Annotated in this window: 17 protein-coding genes; 7 read left to right on the top strand and 10 right to left on the bottom strand. The window is 68.0% G+C overall.

Annotation, left to right across the window (positions count from 1 at the left end; all coding sequences use genetic code 11):
• The first annotated feature begins 6 nt into the window (after window positions 1-6).
• The 3 genes from metX (at window position 7) to MJO58_RS05715 (ending at window position 3,350) form a co-directional block, all read left to right on the top strand.
• Window positions 7-1,155: a homoserine O-acetyltransferase MetX gene (metX, locus tag MJO58_RS05725; protein ID WP_239722254.1), complete on the top strand. Its 1,149-nt coding sequence runs from the start codon at window positions 7-9 to the stop codon at window positions 1,153-1,155.
• On the top strand, window positions 1,152-1,886 hold the full coding sequence (locus MJO58_RS05720; RefSeq protein WP_090608515.1) for a class I SAM-dependent methyltransferase: 735 nt from the start codon (window positions 1,152-1,154) through the stop codon (window positions 1,884-1,886). The genes metX and MJO58_RS05720 overlap by 4 nt, the downstream gene beginning before the upstream one ends.
• 201 nt (window positions 1,887-2,087) lie before the next feature.
• A complete protein-coding gene (locus MJO58_RS05715) occupies window positions 2,088-3,350 on the top strand; it encodes an MFS transporter (RefSeq protein WP_239722253.1) in 1,263 nt (420 codons plus the stop codon).
• On the opposite strand, the gene MJO58_RS05710 is transcribed toward MJO58_RS05715, so the two are convergent.
• The 3 genes from MJO58_RS05710 to MJO58_RS05700 form a co-directional block, all read right to left on the bottom strand.
• A complete protein-coding gene (locus MJO58_RS05710; protein WP_239722252.1) occupies window positions 3,322-3,738 on the bottom strand; it encodes a pyridoxamine 5'-phosphate oxidase family protein in 417 nt (138 codons plus the stop codon). The two genes, MJO58_RS05715 and MJO58_RS05710, sit on opposite strands and share 29 nt — an antisense overlap.
• Before the next feature lie 175 nt (window positions 3,739-3,913).
• Window positions 3,914-5,281 (bottom strand): HNH endonuclease signature motif containing protein, encoded by a 1,368-nt coding sequence (locus MJO58_RS05705; RefSeq protein ID WP_239722251.1) that lies wholly within the window; start codon window positions 5,279-5,281, stop codon window positions 3,914-3,916.
• A 255-nt stretch (window positions 5,282-5,536) separates the two neighbouring features.
• Complete coding sequence (locus MJO58_RS05700; RefSeq protein ID WP_239722250.1) at window positions 5,537-6,979, bottom strand: FAD-dependent oxidoreductase; 1,443 nt, start codon at window positions 6,977-6,979, stop codon at window positions 5,537-5,539.
• A 270-nt stretch (window positions 6,980-7,249) separates the two neighbouring features.
• Here MJO58_RS05700 and MJO58_RS05695 point away from each other — a divergent pair, with 270 nt between their 5' ends.
• Window positions 7,250-7,807, top strand: coding sequence for a DUF732 domain-containing protein (locus MJO58_RS05695; RefSeq protein WP_239722249.1), 558 nt, complete (start codon window positions 7,250-7,252; stop codon window positions 7,805-7,807).
• On the opposite strand, the gene MJO58_RS05690 is transcribed toward MJO58_RS05695, so the two are convergent.
• Both MJO58_RS05690 and MJO58_RS05685 read right to left on the bottom strand, forming a co-directional pair.
• Complete coding sequence (locus tag MJO58_RS05690) at window positions 7,804-8,088, bottom strand: DUF3017 domain-containing protein (RefSeq protein WP_090600628.1); 285 nt, start codon at window positions 8,086-8,088, stop codon at window positions 7,804-7,806. The two genes, MJO58_RS05695 and MJO58_RS05690, sit on opposite strands and share 4 nt — an antisense overlap.
• The gene (locus MJO58_RS05685) at window positions 8,085-8,933 is read right to left on the bottom strand and encodes a bifunctional methylenetetrahydrofolate dehydrogenase/methenyltetrahydrofolate cyclohydrolase (protein ID WP_239722248.1); all 849 of its coding nucleotides are present in this window, start codon (window positions 8,931-8,933) and stop codon (window positions 8,085-8,087) included. The genes MJO58_RS05690 and MJO58_RS05685 overlap by 4 nt, the downstream gene beginning before the upstream one ends.
• A gap of 39 nt (window positions 8,934-8,972) precedes the next feature.
• Between MJO58_RS05685 and MJO58_RS05680 the strand changes: the two genes are divergently transcribed.
• The 3 genes from MJO58_RS05680 (at window position 8,973) to MJO58_RS05670 (ending at window position 15,415) form a co-directional block, all read left to right on the top strand.
• Complete coding sequence (locus MJO58_RS05680; RefSeq protein ID WP_090600626.1) at window positions 8,973-10,187, top strand: NADH:flavin oxidoreductase; 1,215 nt, start codon at window positions 8,973-8,975, stop codon at window positions 10,185-10,187.
• A gap of 76 nt (window positions 10,188-10,263) precedes the next feature.
• Window positions 10,264-12,918: an ATP-binding cassette domain-containing protein gene (locus MJO58_RS05675; RefSeq protein ID WP_239722247.1), complete on the top strand. Its 2,655-nt coding sequence runs from the start codon at window positions 10,264-10,266 to the stop codon at window positions 12,916-12,918.
• Window positions 12,919-12,922: 4 nt separating this feature from the next.
• Complete coding sequence (locus MJO58_RS05670) at window positions 12,923-15,415, top strand: ATP-binding cassette domain-containing protein (protein WP_239722246.1); 2,493 nt, start codon at window positions 12,923-12,925, stop codon at window positions 15,413-15,415.
• A gap of 24 nt (window positions 15,416-15,439) precedes the next feature.
• Here the strand turns inward: MJO58_RS05670 and MJO58_RS05665 are convergent, their stop codons facing one another.
• Genes MJO58_RS05665 through MJO58_RS05645 form a run of 5 tightly spaced genes read right to left on the bottom strand, consistent with a single transcriptional unit; the run spans window position 15,440 to window position 20,118 of the window.
• Window positions 15,440-15,991 carry a pentapeptide repeat-containing protein gene (locus MJO58_RS05665; protein WP_239723176.1) on the bottom strand — a complete coding sequence of 184 codons (552 nt, stop codon included), beginning with the start codon at window positions 15,989-15,991 and terminating at the stop codon, window positions 15,440-15,442.
• Between the two features lie 5 nt (window positions 15,992-15,996).
• Window positions 15,997-16,569: a GTP-binding protein gene (locus MJO58_RS05660; RefSeq protein WP_239722245.1), complete on the bottom strand. Its 573-nt coding sequence runs from the start codon at window positions 16,567-16,569 to the stop codon at window positions 15,997-15,999.
• The gene (locus tag MJO58_RS05655; protein WP_239722244.1) at window positions 16,550-16,924 is read right to left on the bottom strand and encodes a DUF742 domain-containing protein; all 375 of its coding nucleotides are present in this window, start codon (window positions 16,922-16,924) and stop codon (window positions 16,550-16,552) included. Before MJO58_RS05655 ends, MJO58_RS05660 begins: the two co-directional genes overlap by 20 nt.
• A 6-nt stretch (window positions 16,925-16,930) precedes the next feature.
• A complete protein-coding gene (locus MJO58_RS05650) occupies window positions 16,931-17,335 on the bottom strand; it encodes a serine protease inhibitor (protein ID WP_090600622.1) in 405 nt (134 codons plus the stop codon).
• On the bottom strand, window positions 17,332-20,118 hold the full coding sequence (locus tag MJO58_RS05645) for an ATP-binding protein (RefSeq protein ID WP_239722243.1): 2,787 nt from the start codon (window positions 20,116-20,118) through the stop codon (window positions 17,332-17,334). Before MJO58_RS05645 ends, MJO58_RS05650 begins: the two co-directional genes overlap by 4 nt.
• Between the last annotated feature and the right edge of the window lie 126 nt (window positions 20,119-20,244).

The following is a 20,244-nucleotide window of genomic DNA, read 5'->3' as shown; positions in this document are numbered from 1 at the left end:
GACGCCATGACGATCTCCGACGTCCCCACGCAAACGTTGCCCGCCGAAGGCGAGGTCGGCCTGGTCGACATCGGCTCGCTGACCACGGAAAGCGGCGCCGTCATCGACAACGTCTGTATCGCTGTGCAGCGCTGGGGTGAGCTGTCCGCGACCCGCGACAACGTCGTGGTGGTTTTACACGCCCTGACCGGCGATTCCCACATCACCGGCCCGGCCGGGCCGGGGCACCCCACCCCCGGTTGGTGGGACGGAATCGCGGGGCCGGGCGCACCGATCGACACCAACCGCTGGTGCGCGGTAGCGACCAATGTGCTCGGTGGTTGCCGCGGCTCCACCGGGCCGAGTTCGCTTGCCCGGGACGGTAAGCCATGGGGTTCCCGGTTCCCGTTGATCACCGTGCGCGACCAGGTCGAGGCGGACATCGCCGCACTCGACGCGCTGGGAATAAACCAGGTCGCCGCCGTCGTTGGCGGATCCATGGGCGGCGCAAGGGCTTTGGAATGGATGGTCGGCCACCCCGAGCGGGTTCGGGCCGGATTGTTGCTGGCCGTCGGGGCGCGAGCCACCGCCGACCAGATCGGCACCCAGACCACCCAGATCGCGGCCATCAAGGCAGACCCGAATTGGCAAGGCGGCGACTACCACGACACCGGACTGTCCCCGGACGCCGGACTGGCGATCGCCCGGCGCTTCGCGCATCTGACGTACCGCGGCGAGGTCGAGCTCGACAACAGGTTCGCCAACGACAGCCAGAGCGACGAGGACCCGTCCCCCCCATTTGGCGGCGGGCGCTACGCGGTGCAGAGCTACCTGGAACACCAGGGCGACAAGATCCTGGCCCGTTTCGACGCCGGCAGTTACGTGATCCTGACTGAGTCGCTGAACAGCCACGACGTCGGCCGCGGCCGCGGCGGGGTGAGCGAGGCATTGCGCAGGTGTCCGGTGCCGGCCGTGGTCGGCGGCATCACTTCCGACCGGCTGTATCCGCTGCGCTTGCAGCAGGAGATGGCCGACCTGCTGCCCGGCTGTCGCGGGCTACAGGTTGTCGACTCGATCTGCGGGCATGACGGGTTTCTGGTGGAGACCGAGGCGGTGGGCGAATTGATCCGCGAGACACTGGATTTGGCGGCGAACGAAGGTGCGTGTCGGCGGTGACTCGGTCGAGGCACGACCGCTCCCTGTCCTTCGGTTCGGCGGCCGCAGCCTACGAGCGTGGCCGCCCGTCGTATCCACCCGAGGCGATCGACTGGCTGTTGCCACGGGGCGCGCGTCAGGTGCTCGATCTGGGCGCGGGCACCGGCAAGCTCACCACCAGGCTGGTGGAACGTGGCCTCGACGTGGTGGCGGTGGATCCGATTCCGGACATGCTCGAAGTGCTCAGCGCCTCGCTGCCGGAAACTCGTGCGGTGCTGGGCACCGCCGAAGAGATTCCGTTGGAGGACAACAGCGTTGACGCAGTGCTGGTCGCCCAGGCGTGGCACTGGGTGGACCCGGAACGAGCGATCCCCGAAGTGGCCCGCGTGTTGCGTCCCGGTGGACGGCTGGGCTTGGTGTGGAACACCCGCGACGAGCGGTTGGGCTGGGTGCGAGAACTCGGTCAGATCATCGGAAGCGATGGCGACGGCCGTCGCTTCGACGTGACGCTGCCGCCGCCGTTTGCCGAGCGGCAGCGTCATCAGGTGGAATGGACGAATTACCTTACGCCGCAAGCGTTGATCGACCTGGTGGCTTCGCGCAGCTACTGCATCACTTCGCCGACTGAGGTTCGTACGCAGACCCTCGACCAGGTTCGCCAGCTGCTGGCCACGCATCCGGCACTGGCGAATGCGACCGGATTGGCTATGCCCTACGTCACAGTGTGTATCCGGGCGACACTGTCGGACTGACGAATCCGGGACATCCAGCAACCGAACTCCATCTTAAAGTTCGGCGAGGGCTCGCGAATCGCTCATTGTCGCAGCTAATGAGGATGTCGCGCAGGGTATCTTGGGCTCGTGCCGAGGGCCGCAGAGTACGCCTCCGCGGTACGGGATTATCCAACGGCGAAAGTTGCGGATCCTCAGCGTACCCCGCGATGGAAGCCAATCGTGCTGCTCGCTTTGGTGGTTGGGCTGCAAAGCGCCGATGCCGGCACCGTGGGGGCACTGGTTGTCCCACTCACGCGGTCATTGCACATCAACAACATTCAGGTTGGCCTACTGGTCACCGTGTCGACCGGCGTCGGTGCCGTGGCCACGCTGGTGGCCGGACCGCTCGCCGACCGCACGGTGCGGGTGCGCCTGCTGTGGATGGCGCTGCTGGCGTGTTCGGCGGCGATGGCGCTGAGCGCGGCCAGCCCCAGCTACGGCTGGCTGCTCGCGTGCCGGGTGGCCCTCGGCGCCGGGATCGCGGTGTCCGGGCCCGTGGTCGCCTCGCTGGTCGGTGACTACTTCAAGCCGGCCGAGCGCGGTCGTGTGTACGGGCTCGTCCTGGCGGGCGAGGGCACCTGTACGGCGATCGGGCTGCTGGTCGCGGGCGAACTCGGTGCCCTCAGCTGGCGGCTGGGCTTCGGCTGGCTGGCCGCGGTGGGTTTCATACTCAGCGTTGCGGTGGGGACGCTGCTGCGCGAACCGTCGCGTAGCAGCCGCCTCGGCGACCGGATGACGGATCTACCGCGCCGCTCGGTCTGGCGGGAACTGCGCTGGGTGCTGTCGATCCGCACCAATGTCGTTCTGATCGCGGCGTCCTCGTTCGGCTACTTCTTCTCCACCGGGTTGAGCACGTTCGGTGTCGCCCTGCTGTGCGGCCGGTTCGAGATCGGCCAGTCGGCGGCGACCATGCTGATCGCCGTCCTCGGGGTCGGTGCGCTGACCGGCGTGCTCACCACCGGACGCGTGGCCGACCGGCTGACGAACCGGGGTTACATCAGCGCACGGATTGTGTTGGGCGGGGCGGCTTTTCTCGCCGCGGCGGTGTTCATCCTTCCGACACTGCTCGCGGACAGCCTGCTGTTGGCGCTGGTATTCGCGTTCTTCGCGGGGACCGCAATGGGTGGGGTGAACCCGCCGCTGAATGCGGCGAGGCTAGACATCGTGCATTCTCGGCTGTGGGGCACGGCGGAGGCGGTGCGTAGCACCCTGGTGTCGGTATCGACGGGGTTAGCGCCGGTGGTGTTCGGCGGGGTGTCCACGGCGCTGGGCGGCACACCCGGCGCGTTGGGCGACACCTTTCTGATCATGCTGGTCATGCTGATCGTCGCTGCGGGGCTGCTGTTAGGGGTGGCCCGGCGTACCTACCCGCGCGATGTCGCGACGGCGATGGCTTCCGAGGTGCTGACGGCTACTACCGAGCCGGCGCGGTGCCGAACTTGAACCGGCGCCCGGAGATCTCCATCGGCAGCACCCGGACGAAGTGGGGCTTCACCGTTGCCGGCCACGCCAGCAACGGCGCTTCCTCGGCGTCGAGGATCTCGTCAGCAGCCGTGAGCAGGTGTGCCCTGCCCTGGATGATCACGCTCCACCCCTCGACGTCGGTGTGGCCGTCGGCCTCGAAAGCCACCTGGTCGCTCATGACGGCCTGGTAGAGCTTGGTACCCGGAGCAGTTCGGAAGACCAGCGTCCGGCGCTGGGTGATGTAGTTGATCGGAAAGATCTCGGCTCGCCCGTTCGTGACGACGACAAAACGGCCTAATGCCGCACTCGATAGCAAGTCCCAGCTTTCTTCTTCGCTGAGCACGGTCACCGGATCGTCTGCAGGCATGGCTCAGCCTAACCCGATCGGGATTCGCCGTGGTTGCTGAGACGGCGCGGAAGGCTGGATCGCTTAGTCGGCGTGGGTGACACCCGACTGATATCCAAAGCACTCTCGGCGGCAATCGTTACTGCGTCGCCCGAAATACCTGGCGCACATAGACTTTCGTCGCTGTTACGCTCCGCTACTCGTCCAGGTCGTAGAGCATTCGCTCGGGGTGGTGGTAGGTGTTGGTGCGGGGTTGGCCGCGGTCGAGATGGGGTGGGGGGATCCATTGGGTGTGGCCGTTGGGGTGTTTTCTGGTGGTCCAGCCTCGGGGTTGGAGCAGTCGGTGATGCGGTCCGCAGGCCAGGGTGAGGTTGTCGATGTCGGTGGTGTGGCATTGGGCGTAGTCGGTGATGTGGTGGACTTCGCAGTAGTAGCCTCCCACGTCGCAGCCGGGAGCGGAACACCCGCGGTCCTTGGCGTACAACACGATTCGCTGCCCGGGCGAGGCCAGGCGTTTGGTGTGGTAGAGCGCGAGGGGTTTGCTGTGGTCGAAGACGGCGAGGTAGTGGTGGGCGTGGCGGGCCAGGCGGATGACGTCGCTGATCGGCAGGCGGGTGCCGCCGCCGGTGATCCCGTGGCCGGCCGCGGCGTCCAACTCGGCCAGGGTGGTGGACACGATGATCGCGGCCGGCAAGCCATTGTGCTGGCCCAGCTCGCCGGAGGCCAGGACGGCGCGCAGGGCGGCGTTGAGGCCGTCGTGATTGCGTTGGGCCGCGCTGCGGGGGTCGTGGTCGATGGCGTCTTGGCTGGGGGTGCCGTCCACACACGCGGTGTCGTCGTCGGGGTTGCACATGCCGGGGGCGGCCAGTTTGGCCAGCACGGCTTCCAGGGTGGCGCGGGCTTCGGGGGTGATCCAGCCGTGCAGTGCGGACATGCCGTCGGGTTGTTGGTGGCCCAGGGTCACCCCGCGGCGCCGGGCGCGGTCGTCGTCGGTGTAGTTGCCGTCGGGGTTGAGGCAGTCGGCCAGTGTGTCGGCCAGCCCGGCCAACTGCTCGGGGCGGTACCGGGTGCCCTCGGTGGCCAGCGTGGCCTCGACCTGGGTGCGGGTTTCGGTGTCGATCCAGCCGGGCAGCTGGTGATAGAACCGCCGGATCACCGCGACCTGCCCAGAACCCAACCTGCCGTCCCGTTGCGCGGCCGCGGTGGCGGCCAGCACCGGCGCCAACGGCTCACCGGTCAGGGCGCGGCGCTCACCGAGATCAGCCGCCTCGCGTACCCGCCTGCCGGCGTCGGCGCGGCTGATCAACGTCCACTCCGCGATCGCATGCGACAGTTTGCCGCCCAACTCCGTCGGCGTGGCTTGACGGGCAATCTGGTTGATCAGCCGATGCTCGAGGGCCGGCAATCGCCGCCGTCGGATCTTCTCGTAGCGGCCCAGCAGCACTAGTCGCTCCCGGGTGCACAGCATCTCGGTGTCTAGGCCCAAGACCTGGTCCAGGGCGGCATCCAGCGTGTCGAAGGCCGCCGTGACGACGTCCCCATCGATCACCACCGCTGCACTCATACCCCGAAACTAAACCCACCCACCGACAAAAAACGGCGCGGTGTGACTACAGAAACCACAGTGGCGCAAGAGAATTCACCAGTGCGCACACACGGCGATTGTCGCTCGGAGGCGGGCGAACAGTCGCATGGGCCCAGAACACCGGCGCCCGCCGCCAGCCGTGGCCAAAAACCCTTGAGCAGAAACCAAAGTGACACACGAGGTTTCGCAGGCCCCAGTCGGCAGCATTGTCGCTCGGAGGCGGGCCGTGCGCCCTCAGAATTTAAGGCCGGAGTACATGATCTGGTTGGGATCGTACTTCTGGCGCACGGAGGTCAGTTGCGACAGATTCGAGCCGAAGTAGCGCGACGCCGGACTGTTGGGCTCTAAGTAGTTGACGTAACCACCGACCGAAAATTGTTGGACCGCTTGGTGCGCTGAACTCAGCCACTGCGTCGCGGCCGCGACCTGGTTGGCGGCAGGTTCGACGTACCACTGCAGCACCGCGGACTGCTTACGCCACGGAAACGCCGAATCCCCGGCGGCGACGTCGGCGATGGCACCACCGAGCGGATCCACCAGCAGCGACGCCTTTCCGCCCGCTGCGGGCCACTGCCCGATCGCGGCCGCAATGGCATGGGCCGCAGCAGAATTCACGGTGGTGATCACATCGGATCCGGCTACGAAACCCCGTGGCGGCGAGGTCGAGCTGCCACCGGCCAGATACGTCACGAGGTCCATTCGGTTCATCGTCTTGTTGGTCACCGTAACGGGCTGCAAACCGACCGCGGCCTTGATCGCGTCGATCACCCCGGGCGCTCCGCCGGCAGGGCAGGTCGCCAGGATATGGCAGTCGGGCTGGACCGCGCCGATCGCGAGATCGACCATGGCCCAGGCGTTTCGGTCGGCACCGTTCAACCAGTTCTGCCAGCCGACGAGTACCTGGACCGCCGACGAAGGGGCGAACTCCAGCCGAATCACGTCGGTGTCGCCGGTCGGGAAGGTCGCGAACGTCATCGACGTCGTCACCCCGATGTTGCCCCCGCCGCCACCGCGAAGTGCCCAGAACAGGTCCGGATGATCGTTGGCGGAGGCGGTGACCACGTCGCCGCTGGGAAGCACCACGGTGGCCGACTGCAGCGCGTCGCAGGCCAGGCCGGCATGCCGCGAATCGGCGCCGATCCCCCCACCGAGCGTCAACCCCGCGACACCGACGGTGGGACAACTGCCGGTCGGCACCCCGCGGCCGGCACCGGCGCAGGCCTGGTGTACCGCCCACAGATTTGTCGCCGGAGTCACCGTGACGTTGCCGCCGTCGAGGTTCGCACCACCCGGCAGGCCGCGTAAGTCGAGCACCATCGCGCCGTTGGCGCTCGATGCCCCGATGTAGGAATGCCCGCCGCCGCGCGGTGCGACCTTGAGCTTGTTAGCCGCCGCGAAGGCGACCGCCTTCTGGACGTCGGCTTGCGAGGACACCGCGACGATCGCCGCGGGGCTGGAATTGTTGTAGAACGAGTTGAAAACCTGCTTGCTCGAAGCGAATTGGGCGCCGTTGGCGGGCAGCACGACGCTGCCGCCGATGGTGGAGGCCAAGCCGTTCCAACTCGCGACGGCGGCGCCGGGGTCGGCGGCGGCCCGCGTGGTCCCGAGCACCGCGCCGGTCGCCAACATTGAAACGGCGCCGCGGAGAAACGTCTGGCGCGAAATGCCACGATCCATGATGCCGAATTCTTAACCATTTCTCACTGAAGAGCACGATGTCGGCGCATATGTCGGATCACAGTGTGGCTTCGATTGGGCGGGACGCGATCCGCCTTCGCCTGTAACGCTTTCCGCGCGATAACCGATGTCTCGGAAGCATCGCGCTCACAAAACGCATAGTGTGCAAACCTTGACCTCCCCGTGTCATAAACGTGACGGCCATAGATCAGTCTTTCCAGAGTGATTCGAGTGCCTTCCGAGCACTCCGCGACAGATGGGGAAGCTGTCATGAAAGCAGTTGCAGCTGCGCATGGTTGGGTCTGGATGTTCCGTCAGCAACCCCTGCCGCTTCGCGTGCTGACCGCGGTGGCCGGGCTACTCGCCGTCGCCGCGGCGTTTGGTTCGCCGCCGGCCGAGGCGGACGCGAACGCCGACGATAGCTTCATCGACGCGCTGAACCACGCCGGCGTCGACTTCGGCCAGCCCGGAAACGCGATGGCCGTGGGCGAATCCATCTGCCCAATGCTGGCCCAGCCCGGCGGCAGCTTCGCCGGCGCCGTTACCAGCGTCAGACGCCAGGGCATGTCGCCGGCGATGGCTCAGATGTTCACCACGATCGCGATTCAGTCCTATTGCCCGCAGGCGATGGCGAACTTGGCCAGCGGCACTATGCCTAACATGCCGGGCGCCAACATGCCCGGCGGCCTGCCCAACATGCCGGGCGCCACGATGCCCGGTGGCATGCCCAACGTGCCGGGCGTGATGCCGAACATGCCCGGCGTGATGCCCAACATGCCAGGCGGCGCGGTGCCCAACCTGCCCCAGATAACGGGCCCGGGGATCTAGCCGGTACCGAGCGGATCGATGGTCCAGGCGATATAGACCATCGCGGCCCCGACCGTCGCGGTCGTCATGAAGTCGACGCCCTTGCTACGCACCACCAAAAGGCCGGCGCGATCATCGGATAACACCAAACGCAATATCGCGGCGACCCCGACGGCGATGCCGATCAGCAGCGAACCGCGACGCCAGAAGTTGGCGCCCACCAACGTGAATGCCGTCACGAAGATCAGCCCAACCAGCAGGATCGGCCACTGGGCTTTGGCCGCGGTCTTCGCCAACTTCATTGCCGCTCGGCCAGTTCGACCACGTTCGTCAGTAAGAACGCCCGGGTCAGCGGGCCGATGCCGCCCGGGTTCGGCGACACGTGACCGGCGACGTCCCACACGTCGGAATGCACGTCGCCGGTGAGCTTGTCGTCCACCCGGCTGACGCCGACGTCGAGCACCGCGGCGCCCGGGCGAACCATGTCGGCGGTCACCAAGTGCGGCACGCCGACGGCCGCGACGATGATGTCGGCCTGCTTCGTCAACGACGGTAGGTCACGAGTTCCGGTGTGGCACAACGTCACCGTCGCGTTCTCCGAGCGCCGCGTCAACAGCAGGCCCAGCGGCCGGCCGACCGTGACGCCGCGGCCGATGACGACCACGTGCGCACCGGCGATCTCGACGTCGTAGCGGCGCAGCAGGTGCACGATGCCCCGCGGGGTGCACGGTAGCGGGGCCGGGTTGTTGAGCACCAGCCGGCCCAGGTTCGTCGGGTGCAGGCCGTCGGCGTCCTTGGCGGGATCGATGCGCTCGAGCGCCGCGTTCTCGTCCAACTGGCCCCGCGGCAGTGGCAACTGGACGATGTAGCCGGTGCACTCGGGGTTGGCGTTCAGCTCGTCGATCGTGTCGTTCAGCGTGGCCGTGGAGATGTCGGCGGGCAGGTCGCGACGGATCGAGGTGATGCCCACCTTCGCGCAGTCGGCATGCTTGCCGCGGACGTAGGCCTGAGAGCCCGGGTCGTCGCCGACCAGGATCGTGGCCAGCCCCGGCGTGCGCCCCGCCGCGGTGAGTGCCGCAACTCGTTCCTTGAGGTCGACGAAGATCTCGTCGCGGGTGGCCTTGCCGTCCAGTGTGATTGCGCCCACGCCGCACAGTCTTCCATGTCGGAGGTCTAGTCTCCTGATATGCCCTCTGACCAGCCCACTCCCCCCGACGTTTTCAGCCCAGCAACGCTTGGTCCCATCACGCTGCGCAACCGGACCATCAAGTCCGCGACGTTCGAAGCACGCACTCCCGGCGCTCTGGTGAGCGACGACCTGATCGAGTACCACCGCGCGCCGGCCGCCGGCGGGGTCGGCATGACGACCGTCGCCTACTGCGCCGTCTCCCAGGGCGGCCGCACCGAGGGCAACGGGCTCTGGATGCGCCCCGAGGCGGTGCCGGGGCTGCGCAAGCTCACCGACGCGATCCACGCCGAGGGCGCGGCGATCAGCGCGCAAATCGGTCACGCCGGTCCGGTGGCCAACGCCAAGTCCAACCAGGCCAAGGCGCTGGCGCCGGTGCGGTTCTTCAACCCGATCGGAATGCGCTTCGCCCGCAAGGCCACCCGCGACGACATCAAGGACGTCATCGAAGCCCACGCCAACGCGGCCCGGTTCGCAATGGAGGCCGGCTTCGACGCGGTCGAAATTCATTTGGGCCACAACTATTTGGCGAGTTCATTCCTGTCGCCGTTGATCAACCGTCGCGACGACGAATTCGGTGGCTCACTGGAGAACCGGGCCAAGGTCGCGCGCGGCATTGTGATGGCCGTTCGCCGCGCCGTGGACGACGAAGGAACGCCGATCGCGGTCACGGCCAAGCTCAACATGGCTGACGGCGTGCGCGGCGCCATCACCACCGACGAGTCGCTGATCACCGCCAAATGGCTGGAAGAAGACGGTGGCCTGGACGCGATCGAACTGACCGCGGGCAGCTCGCTGGTCAACCCGATGTATCTGTTCCGCGGTGACGCGCCGATCAAGGAGTTCGCCGGTGCCTTCAAGCCGCCGCTGCGCTGGGGTATGCGCATGACGGGTACGAAGTTCTTGCGCGAATACCCTTACCGCGAGGCGTATCTGCTGCGCGACGCCAAGCTGTTCCGGGCCGAACTCAAGATGCCGCTGATCCTGCTTGGCGGCATCACCAACCGGGAGACGATGGACCTCGCGATGGCCGAGGGTTTCGAATTCGTCGCGATGGCCCGGGCGCTGCTGGCCGAGCCGGACCTGATCAATCGACTGGTGGCCGACGGCGCCCAGCACAGCGTCCATTCGGCGTGTACGCACTGCAATCGGTGCATGCCGACGATCTACACGCGCACCCGCTGCGTCGTCACCGGAGCGCCCGACAACAGCTGATTGCGCGACCACAGCCGGCCCGACGTGCCGCGTCGGTGCAAATGGCGAAATAGGTCCACGAGCTAGAGTTGTGGCGATGAATCCACCTGCCCCGCCGACGTTGACAGTCCGGCATGACGGGTCGGAACGCACCTTCGCAGCGGGTCACGACGTGGTGGTGGGGCGCGATCTCCGGGCCGATTTGCGCATCACGCACCCCCTGATTTCGCGCGCCCATCTATTGCTGCGCTTCGACCAGGGCCGGTGGCTGGCGATCGACAACGGTTCGCTCAACGGCACTTTCGCCAATGGCAGGCGGGTGCCGGTCGTCGATATCCACGACGGGCAGAGCGTCAACATCGGAAACCCGGACGGCCCGCTGCTGACGTTCGAGGTCGGGCGCCATCAAGGGATGGCCGGGCGGCCGCCGCGTACCGAGTCGATGGGCATAGCGGTCGCGGCCGGGGCCGCCGCAACGGCGTGGCCTTCGTCACAGGCGTCGGGGCAACCGCTTGCCGCTCCGCCGGGACCGCCGCCCCGGCGCCAGACGACCTGGGGCGGGGGCGCCGCGCCGCGTCCGCATCCCGGCCCGCCGGGCCAGCGCTCGGGGCCGCCGGGGCAACCGGTGTATCCGACGTCGGTGGGGCGACCGCCCGCGTATCCCCCGGGTGGCCCGCCTGCGCCCGGCGGCCCGCCCCCGCCGGCCGCACCCCGAACGCAGATGGCACCGGTTGTCGCCGAGGCCAAAGCGGCGCCGGAGGTGGGGAATCTGGCGACCAAGATGTTCCAGGCGCTGCTGCCGTCCCGGTCGGGCGCGATGCAAAAGCCCACCGGCGGGCAAACGATCGGGCGCGCCACCGACAACGACATCGTCATCCAGGACGTCTTGGCCTCACGCCATCACGCGTTCTTGCTCCAGACGCCGCTCGGCACCGAGATCCGCGACGCGCACAGCGTCAACGGGACGTTCGTCAACGGCGTCCGCGTCGGCTCGGCGGTGCTGAGCGACGGCGACGTCGTCACGATCGGAAACGTCGACCTCGTCTTCAGCCGCGACACCCTGGTACGCCGCACCGAAGCGGCGACGCGCACCGGCGGCCTCGAGGTGAACTCGGTCTGCTACACCGTCGAGCAGGGCAAAAAGCAGCTGCTGGACCACATCTCGCTCACCGCTCGCCCCGGCACCCTGACGGCCATCATCGGCGGGTCCGGCGCCGGCAAGACGACGCTGTCGCGGCTGATCGCCGGCTACACCAGCCCGACTTCCGGCACGGTGACCTTCGAGGGCCACAACATCCACACGGAGTACGCGTCGCTGCGCAGCAGGATCGGGATGGTTCCGCAGGACGACGTCGTGCACCGCCAGCTCACGGTCAATCAGGCGCTCGGTTACGCGGCCGAACTGCGGCTGCCGCCGGACACCAGCAAGGCCGACCGCGAACAGGTCGTGTCTCAGGTGCTCGAGGAACTCGAGCTGACCAAGCACGCCGAAACCCGCGTCGACAAGCTCTCCGGCGGGCAGCGCAAGCGCGCCTCGGTGGCCCTGGAATTGCTCACCGGCCCGTCGCTGCTGCTGCTCGACGAACCCACCACCGGTCTGGATCCGGCGCTGGACCGTCAGGTGATGATGATGCTGCGTCAGCTGGCCGACGCCGGCCGCGTGGTGCTGGTTGTCACCCACTCGGTGTCCTACCTCGACGTCTGCGATCAGCTGCTGCTGGTGGCCCCCGGCGGCAAGACGGCGTTTCTCGGTCCGCCCAGCCAGATCGGCGCGGCGATGGGCACCACCAACTGGGCCGACATCTTCGCCAAGGTGGGCGCCGACCCGGACGAGGCCAACCGTCGCTTCCTGGCCGAAAACCAGCATCAGCTGCCGCAGGTGCCGTCCGAACATAGCCCGGCGGCCGATCTGGGTGAAGCGCCGCACGCCAACGCGTTTCGCCAGTTCTCCACGATCGCGCGCCGCCAGATCCGGCTGGTCATCTCCGACCGCGGGTACACGGTGTTCCTCGCGCTGTTGCCGTTCCTGATCGGCATTCTGACCCTCACCGTGCGCGGCAACAGCGGATACGGAATGTCCGATCCGCTGGGTAACAATCCCGCGCAGCCCGACCAGATTCTGGTGATGCTCAACGTCGGTGCGGTGTTCATGGGGACCGCGCTGACGATCAGGGACCTGATCGGCGAGCGACCCATCTTCCGCCGAGAACAGGCGGTCGGCCTCTCGACGGGCGCCTATATGGGCGCGAAAATCGTGGTGTTCTCGACGTTCGCGATCGTCCAGGCCGCGATCGCGACGATCATTTCGGTGATCGGGTGGGGCAAGCCGATCTCCAACGCCGTGATTCTGGGCGACGTCAACTTCGAACTGTTCGTCACCGTGGCGGCGACGTGTGTGGGTGCGGCACTGCTGGGCATGGCGCTGTCGGCGCTGGCCCAGTCCCAGGACCAGATCATGCCGATGCTGGTGGTGTCGATCATGAGCCAGCTGGTGTTCTCCGGAGGCATGATCTGGGTGACCAACCGGGCCGTGCTCGACCAGTTGTCGTGGGTCACGCCCGCGCGGTGGGGCTTCGCGGCCTCGGCGTCGACGATCGACACGCACCGACTGATACCGGGCCCGACCGACCCGAAAGACCAGCACTGGAATCACACCAAGAGCGCATGGCTGTTCGATATGGCCATGCTCGGAGTCCTGTGCATAAGCTATAGCGCGATCGTGTGGTGGAAGATCCGGCTGAAACGGCGCTGACCTGATGAATGCCCCTGCGCAATCGGTACTGACCGTTCGGTCCAACCGAGCCGAGGTGAGTTTCGCCCCCGGTAGCGACGTCATTGTCGGCAGCGACGTGCGCGCCGACCTCCGCGTTGCGCATCCGCTGGTTGCCCGCGCGCACCTGTTGCTGCGCTTCGATCACGGCAGATGGGTTGCGCTGGATAACAATTCGCGGGGCGGCGTCTTCGTCGACGGCCGGCGGGTGCCGATGCTCGACATCGGTGACGGCCAGGGTGTCAACCTCGGCGCCCCCGACGGCCCGCGGATCGCGTTCTCGATCGGCCACCACCGGGGCAACGTCGGGGTGCTGCCGCCCACGTCGCAAGCCGTCCCGACCATCCCGCCGCCGGACCCGGGTGCGCGGCCGGTGCCGCCGCAGCACACGCCGTACGTGGACCCGCCCACCGACGCGGTGCACACCAGAGCCGTGCCGATCGTGCGGCCCACCGTGACGACCCAGGCCGTCCCGAATGACGCGACCCGGGTGGCGAAACCCACGGGTACGGACATGTCGCAGTTTCCGACCAGGGTGATGAAGGTCGTCGGACCCGAATCGGGTGTGCAGGCGCCGGCCCGGGGCACCGCCTGGATCGGTCGCGAACTCGACAACGACATCGTCATCCACGACGTGCTGGCCTCGCGCCACCACGCGTTCCTGGAGCCGACCCAAGCCGGCATCGAGATCCGCGACGCGAACAGCATCAACGGGACGTTCGTCAATGGGGTACGCGTCGGGCAGGCCCTGCTTTCCGAGGGCGACGTGATCACGATCGGCAACGTCGACCTGGTGTTCAGCGCCGGCCTGCTGGCCCGGCGCCAGGACGCGGCGACCCGCACCGGCGGCCTGGAGGTGCACGACGTCGGCTTCGCGATCAACGGTAAGGATCTGCTGCAGCAGATCACGATGACCGCCAGGCCCGGCACGCTGACGGCCATCATCGGCGGCTCCGGCGCCGGCAAGTCGACGCTGTCGCGGCTGATCGCCGGCTACACCACCCCGACCGCGGGCGCGGTCACCTTCGAGGGCCACAACATCCACACCGCCTACGCCTCGCTGCGCAGCAGGATCGGGATGGTCCCCCAGGACGACGTCGTGCACCGTCAGCTGACGGTCAACCAGGCGCTCGGTTATGCGGCCGAACTGCGGCTGCCGCCCGACACCAGCAAGGCCGACCGCGACCAGGTCGTCGCGCAGGTCCTCGAGGAGCTGGGGCTGACCGCGCACGCCGAGACCCGGGTCGACAAGCTCTCCGGCGGGCAGCGCAAACGCGCGTCGGTTGCCCTCGAGCTGCTGACCGGGCCGTCGCTGCTGATCCTGGACGAGCCGACCTCGGGGCTGGACCCGGCGCTGGATCTGCAGGTCATGACGATGCTGCGCCAGCTCGCCGACGCCGGGCGCGTCGTGCTCGTCGTCACGCACTCGCTGACCTATCTCGACGTCTGCGATCAGGTGCTGCTGATGGCGCCCGGCGGCAAGATCGCGTTCCTCGGCCCACCCGGCGAGATCGGGGACGCGATGGGCACCACCAACTGGGCCCAGATCTTCGCGAAGGTCGGCGCCGATCCCGACGAGGCCAACCGCCGATTCCTGGAACGCCAGGACCACACGCCGCCCACCCGGGCCGAGACACCGGCCGATCTGGGCACCCCGTCGCGCACCAACATGCTGCGCCAGTTCTCCACGATCGCGCGGCGCCAGATCCGGTTGATCATCTCCGACCGCGCCTACTTCGCGTTCCTGGCGGTATTGCCGTTCATTCTGGGGGCGCTCTCGCTGACCGTTCCCGGCCACAGCGGGTTCGGCATCGGCGACCCGAACAGCGAGACGCCCGACGAGGCAGCCCAGATCCTGACGCTGATGTCGATCGCCGCCGTCTTCATGGGTACGGCGCTGACGATCCGCGATCTGATCGGCGAACGCCCGATCTTCCAGCGTGAGCAGGCCGTGGGCCTGTCCACCGGGGCCTACCTCGGTGCCAAGATCACCGTGTTCTGCGCGTTCGCGATCATCCAGGCCGCGATCGCGACCGGCATCGTGCTGATCGGCAAGGGCGCGCCCAAACAGCCGGCGGTGCTGTTGGGTAATGCCGGCCTGGAGCTGTTCGTCACGATCGCCGCGACGTGTGTGGCCTCGGCGATTCTCGGCCTGGTGCTGTCGTCGATCGCGCGCTCCAACGAACAGATCATGCCGCTGCTGGTGGTGTCGCTGATGCTGCAGCTGGTACTCGCCGGCGGCCTTATTCCGGTAACCGGCCGGCTCTTCCTCGACCAGCTGTCCTGGCTGATGCCGTCACGTTGGGGCTACGCGGCGTCGGCAGCCACGGTCAATCTGCGGCTGTTGGTGCCGATCGGCCCGAAGGACAGCCACTGGGCGCACACGGAAAGCGCGTGGCTGCTCGACATGGGAATGCTCGGCGCGCTGTCGGTGCTCTACTCCCTCATCGTGTGGTGGCGGATCCGGCTCCGCCGTTAACCGGGCGCTAGTCCGATGTGGCGTTCAGGCCCCGTCTAAACGAAGCCCGTGCGCCAACGCGAACGCCATCGCCTGGGGCACGTCCACCCGCACACCGGTCAGCGTGGCGGTGCGCCACAACGCCGGATCCGCTGTCGCGCCGCGCAGGTCGGCGTCGTCGAGCCGGGTGCCGGTGGTCCGCGCGCCGGAGAGGTCGGCGCCGCGCAGCACGGCCTTGCGCAGGTCAGTCTCCACCAGGCTGGTCTCGCGCAGCCGGCAGCCACTCAGGTCGACGCCGCGCAGGTCATTGCCGCCAAGCACCGCCAGCGTGAAATCCACCTCGTCGAATGTGACCGGGCGCAGCCGGCACTGCACGAAGACCGACCCCAGCAGGCTGCACTGCGCAAATGTGCTGTGCCACAGCGTTGTTCGCTCGAACTTGCAGTTACGGAAAGCGGATCCACGGTGCACAGACTCGGCCAGATTGACGCCGCTGAAATCGCACTCGCTGAACACCACCCGTTCGGTGCACAACCGGCCCAAGTCCTCGTCGCGGAAGTCGCGGCCGGTGAACTCGCAGTCGGCCCACTGCTGCACGGCGGTCAAGCCGTCAGGCTTTGCAGCGCGTACTCGCTGATCGCGATCAGCGCATCGGTGGCCGACCGGCGATCCCTGGCGTCGACGTTGATCACCGGAATGTGCGGGGACAGCGCCAGCGCTTCGCGTATCGCAGCGACGGGATACCTTGGCGCACCGTCGAATTGGTTAACCGCGATCAGGAACGGCAGGTTGCGGTGCTCGAAGAAGTCGACGGCGGCGAAGCTGTCCTGCAACCGGCGGCAGTCGACCAGTACGATCGCGCCGATGGCACCGCGCACCAGGTCGTCCCACATGAACCAGAACCGCCGCTGGCCGGGCGTGCCGAACAGGTAGAGCACCAGATCGCGGTCCAGCGTGATCCGGCCGAAGTCCATCGCCACCGTGGTGGTGCGCTTGTCGGGGGTGGCTTCGAGCACGTCGACGCCGGCCGAGGCGTCGGTGACGATCTCCTCGGTGCGCAGCGGCATGATCTCCGAGACCGCCCCGACGAAGGTGGTCTTGCCGGCGCCGAACCCACCGGCGATGACGATCTTCGTCGAGGCGGTGGCGCCGGAGTCAGAGTGCTTTAAGGCCACGCAGGGTCCTTCCTATCAGTTCGTGGCGCTCATCGCGGGTCGACTGCTCGCTCAAGGTGCTATGCACCCGGAGGTAACCGGACAGGACCAGATCACCGACCAGGACGCGCGTAACCCCGATCGGCAGGTTCAGCCGGGCCGACACCTCGGCGACGGACGGGCTTTTCACGCACAGTCCGATGATCTTGCCTCTCGCATCGTCGGCCGGCCAGCGGTGAGCCTGCCCGGCCGGCAACGTCTGAACCGGCGCTTCCAGCGGAATGTCGATGCCCGCGTTCGTCCGCCCGGCCGTCAGGGTGTACGGGCGGACCAGGCTCGCCTCATGTGAGGGCGGCCCGGCTTCGCGTTTGTCCATCGCGGCTCACGAACGATGAGTAGCGGAACGGCGGGTGGACTGCACGACGCCGCCCACCTGTTCGACGAGGATCGCCATCTCGTATCCGATCTGGCCGATGTCGCACGACGTGTCGGCCAGCGTCGCCAGGTGCGAGCCATCCCCGACGCGCATCAACAGCAGGTAGCCGTTCTGCATCTCGACCACCGACTGCAGCACCTGCCCGCCGTCGAACAGCTGCGCGGCACCGGTCGCGAGGCTGGCCAGCCCGGAGGCCACGGCGGCCAGTTGGTCGGCTCGTTCGCGGGGCAGCAGCTCGCTGGCGGCGATGGGCAGACCGTCGACGGACACCAGCAGCGCATGCGCCACCCCGGGAACCTCGCGGGCGAACTTCGTCACCAGCCAGTCGAGTGAGGTGCCTGCAGAAGTCATTCCTCGTCGGGTCCTTGACTCGAGTGGCGGGCGTGGGACCGTCCGCTGCGCACGCCGCCGAAATGGTTACTGAACGAGGCGCGAACCGCCTCGGGGTCGCGGGCCGCGTGCAGCCCGCCGTTCGATGGTACGAGGGAATCGTCGTCGGCCGCGCCGGGCACCAGCCGGGCTCCGGGCGTACGCACCGGCAGGCCGTGGTCGGCGGTGCGCTGCTCGACGGGCTTTTCGTCGGCCTCGGCGGCCAGCGACCACCCGCGATCCCACACCGATTGCCAGTCCAGGTCGGGGCTGTTGACCAGGTCGTGCGGGTCACCCATCATCTCCGAAAGCATCCGCCGATAGATCACGTCGTCCTTCGACGGACCGGCCGCCGGAGGACTCGGCTTGGGCGCGCGGGCGGGCGGCGGGGCGCCGGTCCCGCGCGACCGCGCCGCGAAGAACGCCGAAGTGTCCGATACCGCCGGCTTCGGGGTCGGCTTCGAGGTCGGCTTTGGCGCTTGCTTTGGCGCTGGCTTTTGCGCTGGCTTTGGCGTCCCCTGCGGGGACGGCGGCTGGGGTCGCGACTGGTTCTCGTTCTCCCACCACGCAGTGGCCAGTTCACGGCGGCGCTTGGGCAGCGGCGGCTGGGCGGCGGGCGCGTCGGGGACGTCGCTGATGCCGCTGGAGCCGGGACGGCGGGGCAGCAACGAGATCGGTGGCGCCTCGCCCGAGCCGGTGTCGGGGGTGGCCGCGACGGGGCGCTGACGCGTCACGCCATTGGGGGTGTCCGGCGGTCCGCTGGCCAGCTTGGCGCTCGGTGACGAGACCGCCCGGATCCGTTCACGCGGCTCCGCCGAGATTCCGGCCGGGCCGCTGCCGAAGCCCTCCAGCACCTCCGGTGGCAGGTAGATCTCGGCGGTCGTACCGGTGCCCGCCTCCTCGGGCGCCGGGCCCCGCAGCCCGACCCGGATGCCGTGCCGGGCAGCGATGCGGCCCACCACGAAAAGCCCCATATGGCGCGCATTGTCCGGAGTGGGGTCGGGGGTGACCTCGCCGCCGGCCTGCAGACGCATGTTGGCCATCCGCCGGTCGGAGTCGTTCATGCCCAAACCGGAGTCGGCGATCCGCAGCACCACGCCTCCGTCTCCACCGCGCGCCCCGGAAATCCGGGCATACGTCGACGGCGGCGAATAGCGCAGGGCGTTATCGATCAGCTCGGCGAACAGATGGATGGCGCCGCCGGCGACCCCACCGATCAGCCTGCAGTCGGGCAGGTCCGCGATTTCGACGCGGCGGTAGTCCTCGACCTCGGAGACAGCCGCGTTGATCACGGTCGACAGCGGAACCGGCTCGCGCTGGTCGCGGGCCAGCTGGGCGCCGGCGAGCACCAGCAAGTTGGCGCTGTTGCGGCGCAGCCGCGCCGCCAGGTGATCCAGCCGGAAGAGGCTGTCCAGGCGATCGGGATCCTCTTCGTTGCGCTCCAGCCGGTCGATCAGCGACAGCTGCTGGTCGACCAACGAACGGCTGCGCCGCGACATCGTCTCGAACATGTCGTTGACCAGCAGTCGCAACCGCGCCTCGTCACCGGCCAGCAGCAGCGCCTGGGTGTGCAGCTCGTCCACCGCGTGCGCGACCTGGCCGATTTCCTCGGTGGTGTATACCGGCAGCGGAGCCGGAATCGGTTCGGCCTCACCGGCTTTGACCCGTGCGATTTCCTCCTCGAGGTCGGTGTGGGCGACCCTGAGCGCGCCGTCGCGCAGCACCCGCAACGGCATCACCAGCGCGCGCGCCATCAGCAGCACGATGATCAGTGCGATCACGATGGCGGCCAGCACCGCGACGCCGTCGACGATCGCGGAGTTGCGCCGATCGTGGGCCTGGGTTTGCACCGACTTCGTCACCGACGCGGTGGCGTCGGTGACGACCTGTTCGGCGATCGCGTCGGTGGTCTGGATCGAGCGCAGCAAGTCCGGGTTGTCGACGAGCACGGCGGCCGGATCGGACATGATCGCCATCCGGGTCACCATCTGCTGCTGCAGCGTCTTGGCCTCCGGCGAACCCGCGCCGAGTACCTCGCTCATCCCGAACAGCGTGGACGGTTCGGTGCCGGCCAGGGTGATCATCGAGGTGCGCAACTGCGGCTCGGGCAGGTCGGCGCCGCGGGTCACCAGGATTTCCTGCATCGTCATCTGGCCGCGGGCCCCGACCGCCCGGCTCAAACCCTGTGCCTGTGCCCGGATCTGCTCGTCGTCCACCTGCACCGATGCGTTGATGACGTCCTCGGCCGTCAGCAGCAACGGCGCGTAGGTGGTCACCCGGTCCCGCAGACCAATGCTGTTGTCGGCCACCTTGTCCAGCAGCGACTGACCGCCACCCAGCAGCGTGCCCACCCCCGACCGGACATCGGGGGTCACATCGGTGTTCGACAGCCGGGTCTGCAACTCACCCTTGCGGGCGTCATAGTTCTTCTTCGCGCCCTCGACGTCGTGTCCGGTCGAGTTCGCCAACAGCGCGACGTCCAGTGCCGACATGTATTTGGTGAGCGCCGGCAGCAAGTCGGCGCGCTCGGCGGCCAGCCTCAGGCCGCTGGAAGTCGACATGGCGGTGTTGACGCGCAGCCCGCCGAAAATCACCGCCAGGACGAGCGGGACCAGCACGATCGCGAGCACCTTCCACCCGACCGGCCAGTTGCTCGGCGACCAGGCCGGCGGGCGCTTCGCCGGGGCTGCCGCACTCGCCTTGGGCTTCGCGAACTCGGCGGGCGCCGCCTCGGCCACGCCGGCCGGGCGGTTGAACATCGTCATGTGGTTGCGGCCGCGCGACCGGCCGCTGCGCCGACACTGCGCATCGAAAGAAACGAGAGGCTCATGAACTTCCTGCTTTTATTCCGCTCCCCCCGCGCCAAAACGCGCGAGCGGTAAACGCGTGGC

Origin of the sequence: Mycobacterium lentiflavum (assembly GCF_022374895.2) — a bacterium.
Classification (GTDB): domain Bacteria; phylum Actinomycetota; class Actinomycetes; order Mycobacteriales; family Mycobacteriaceae; genus Mycobacterium; species Mycobacterium lentiflavum.
Note: the sequence above shows the minus strand (reverse complement) of the source record. Positions and strands in the feature narration are given on the sequence as shown.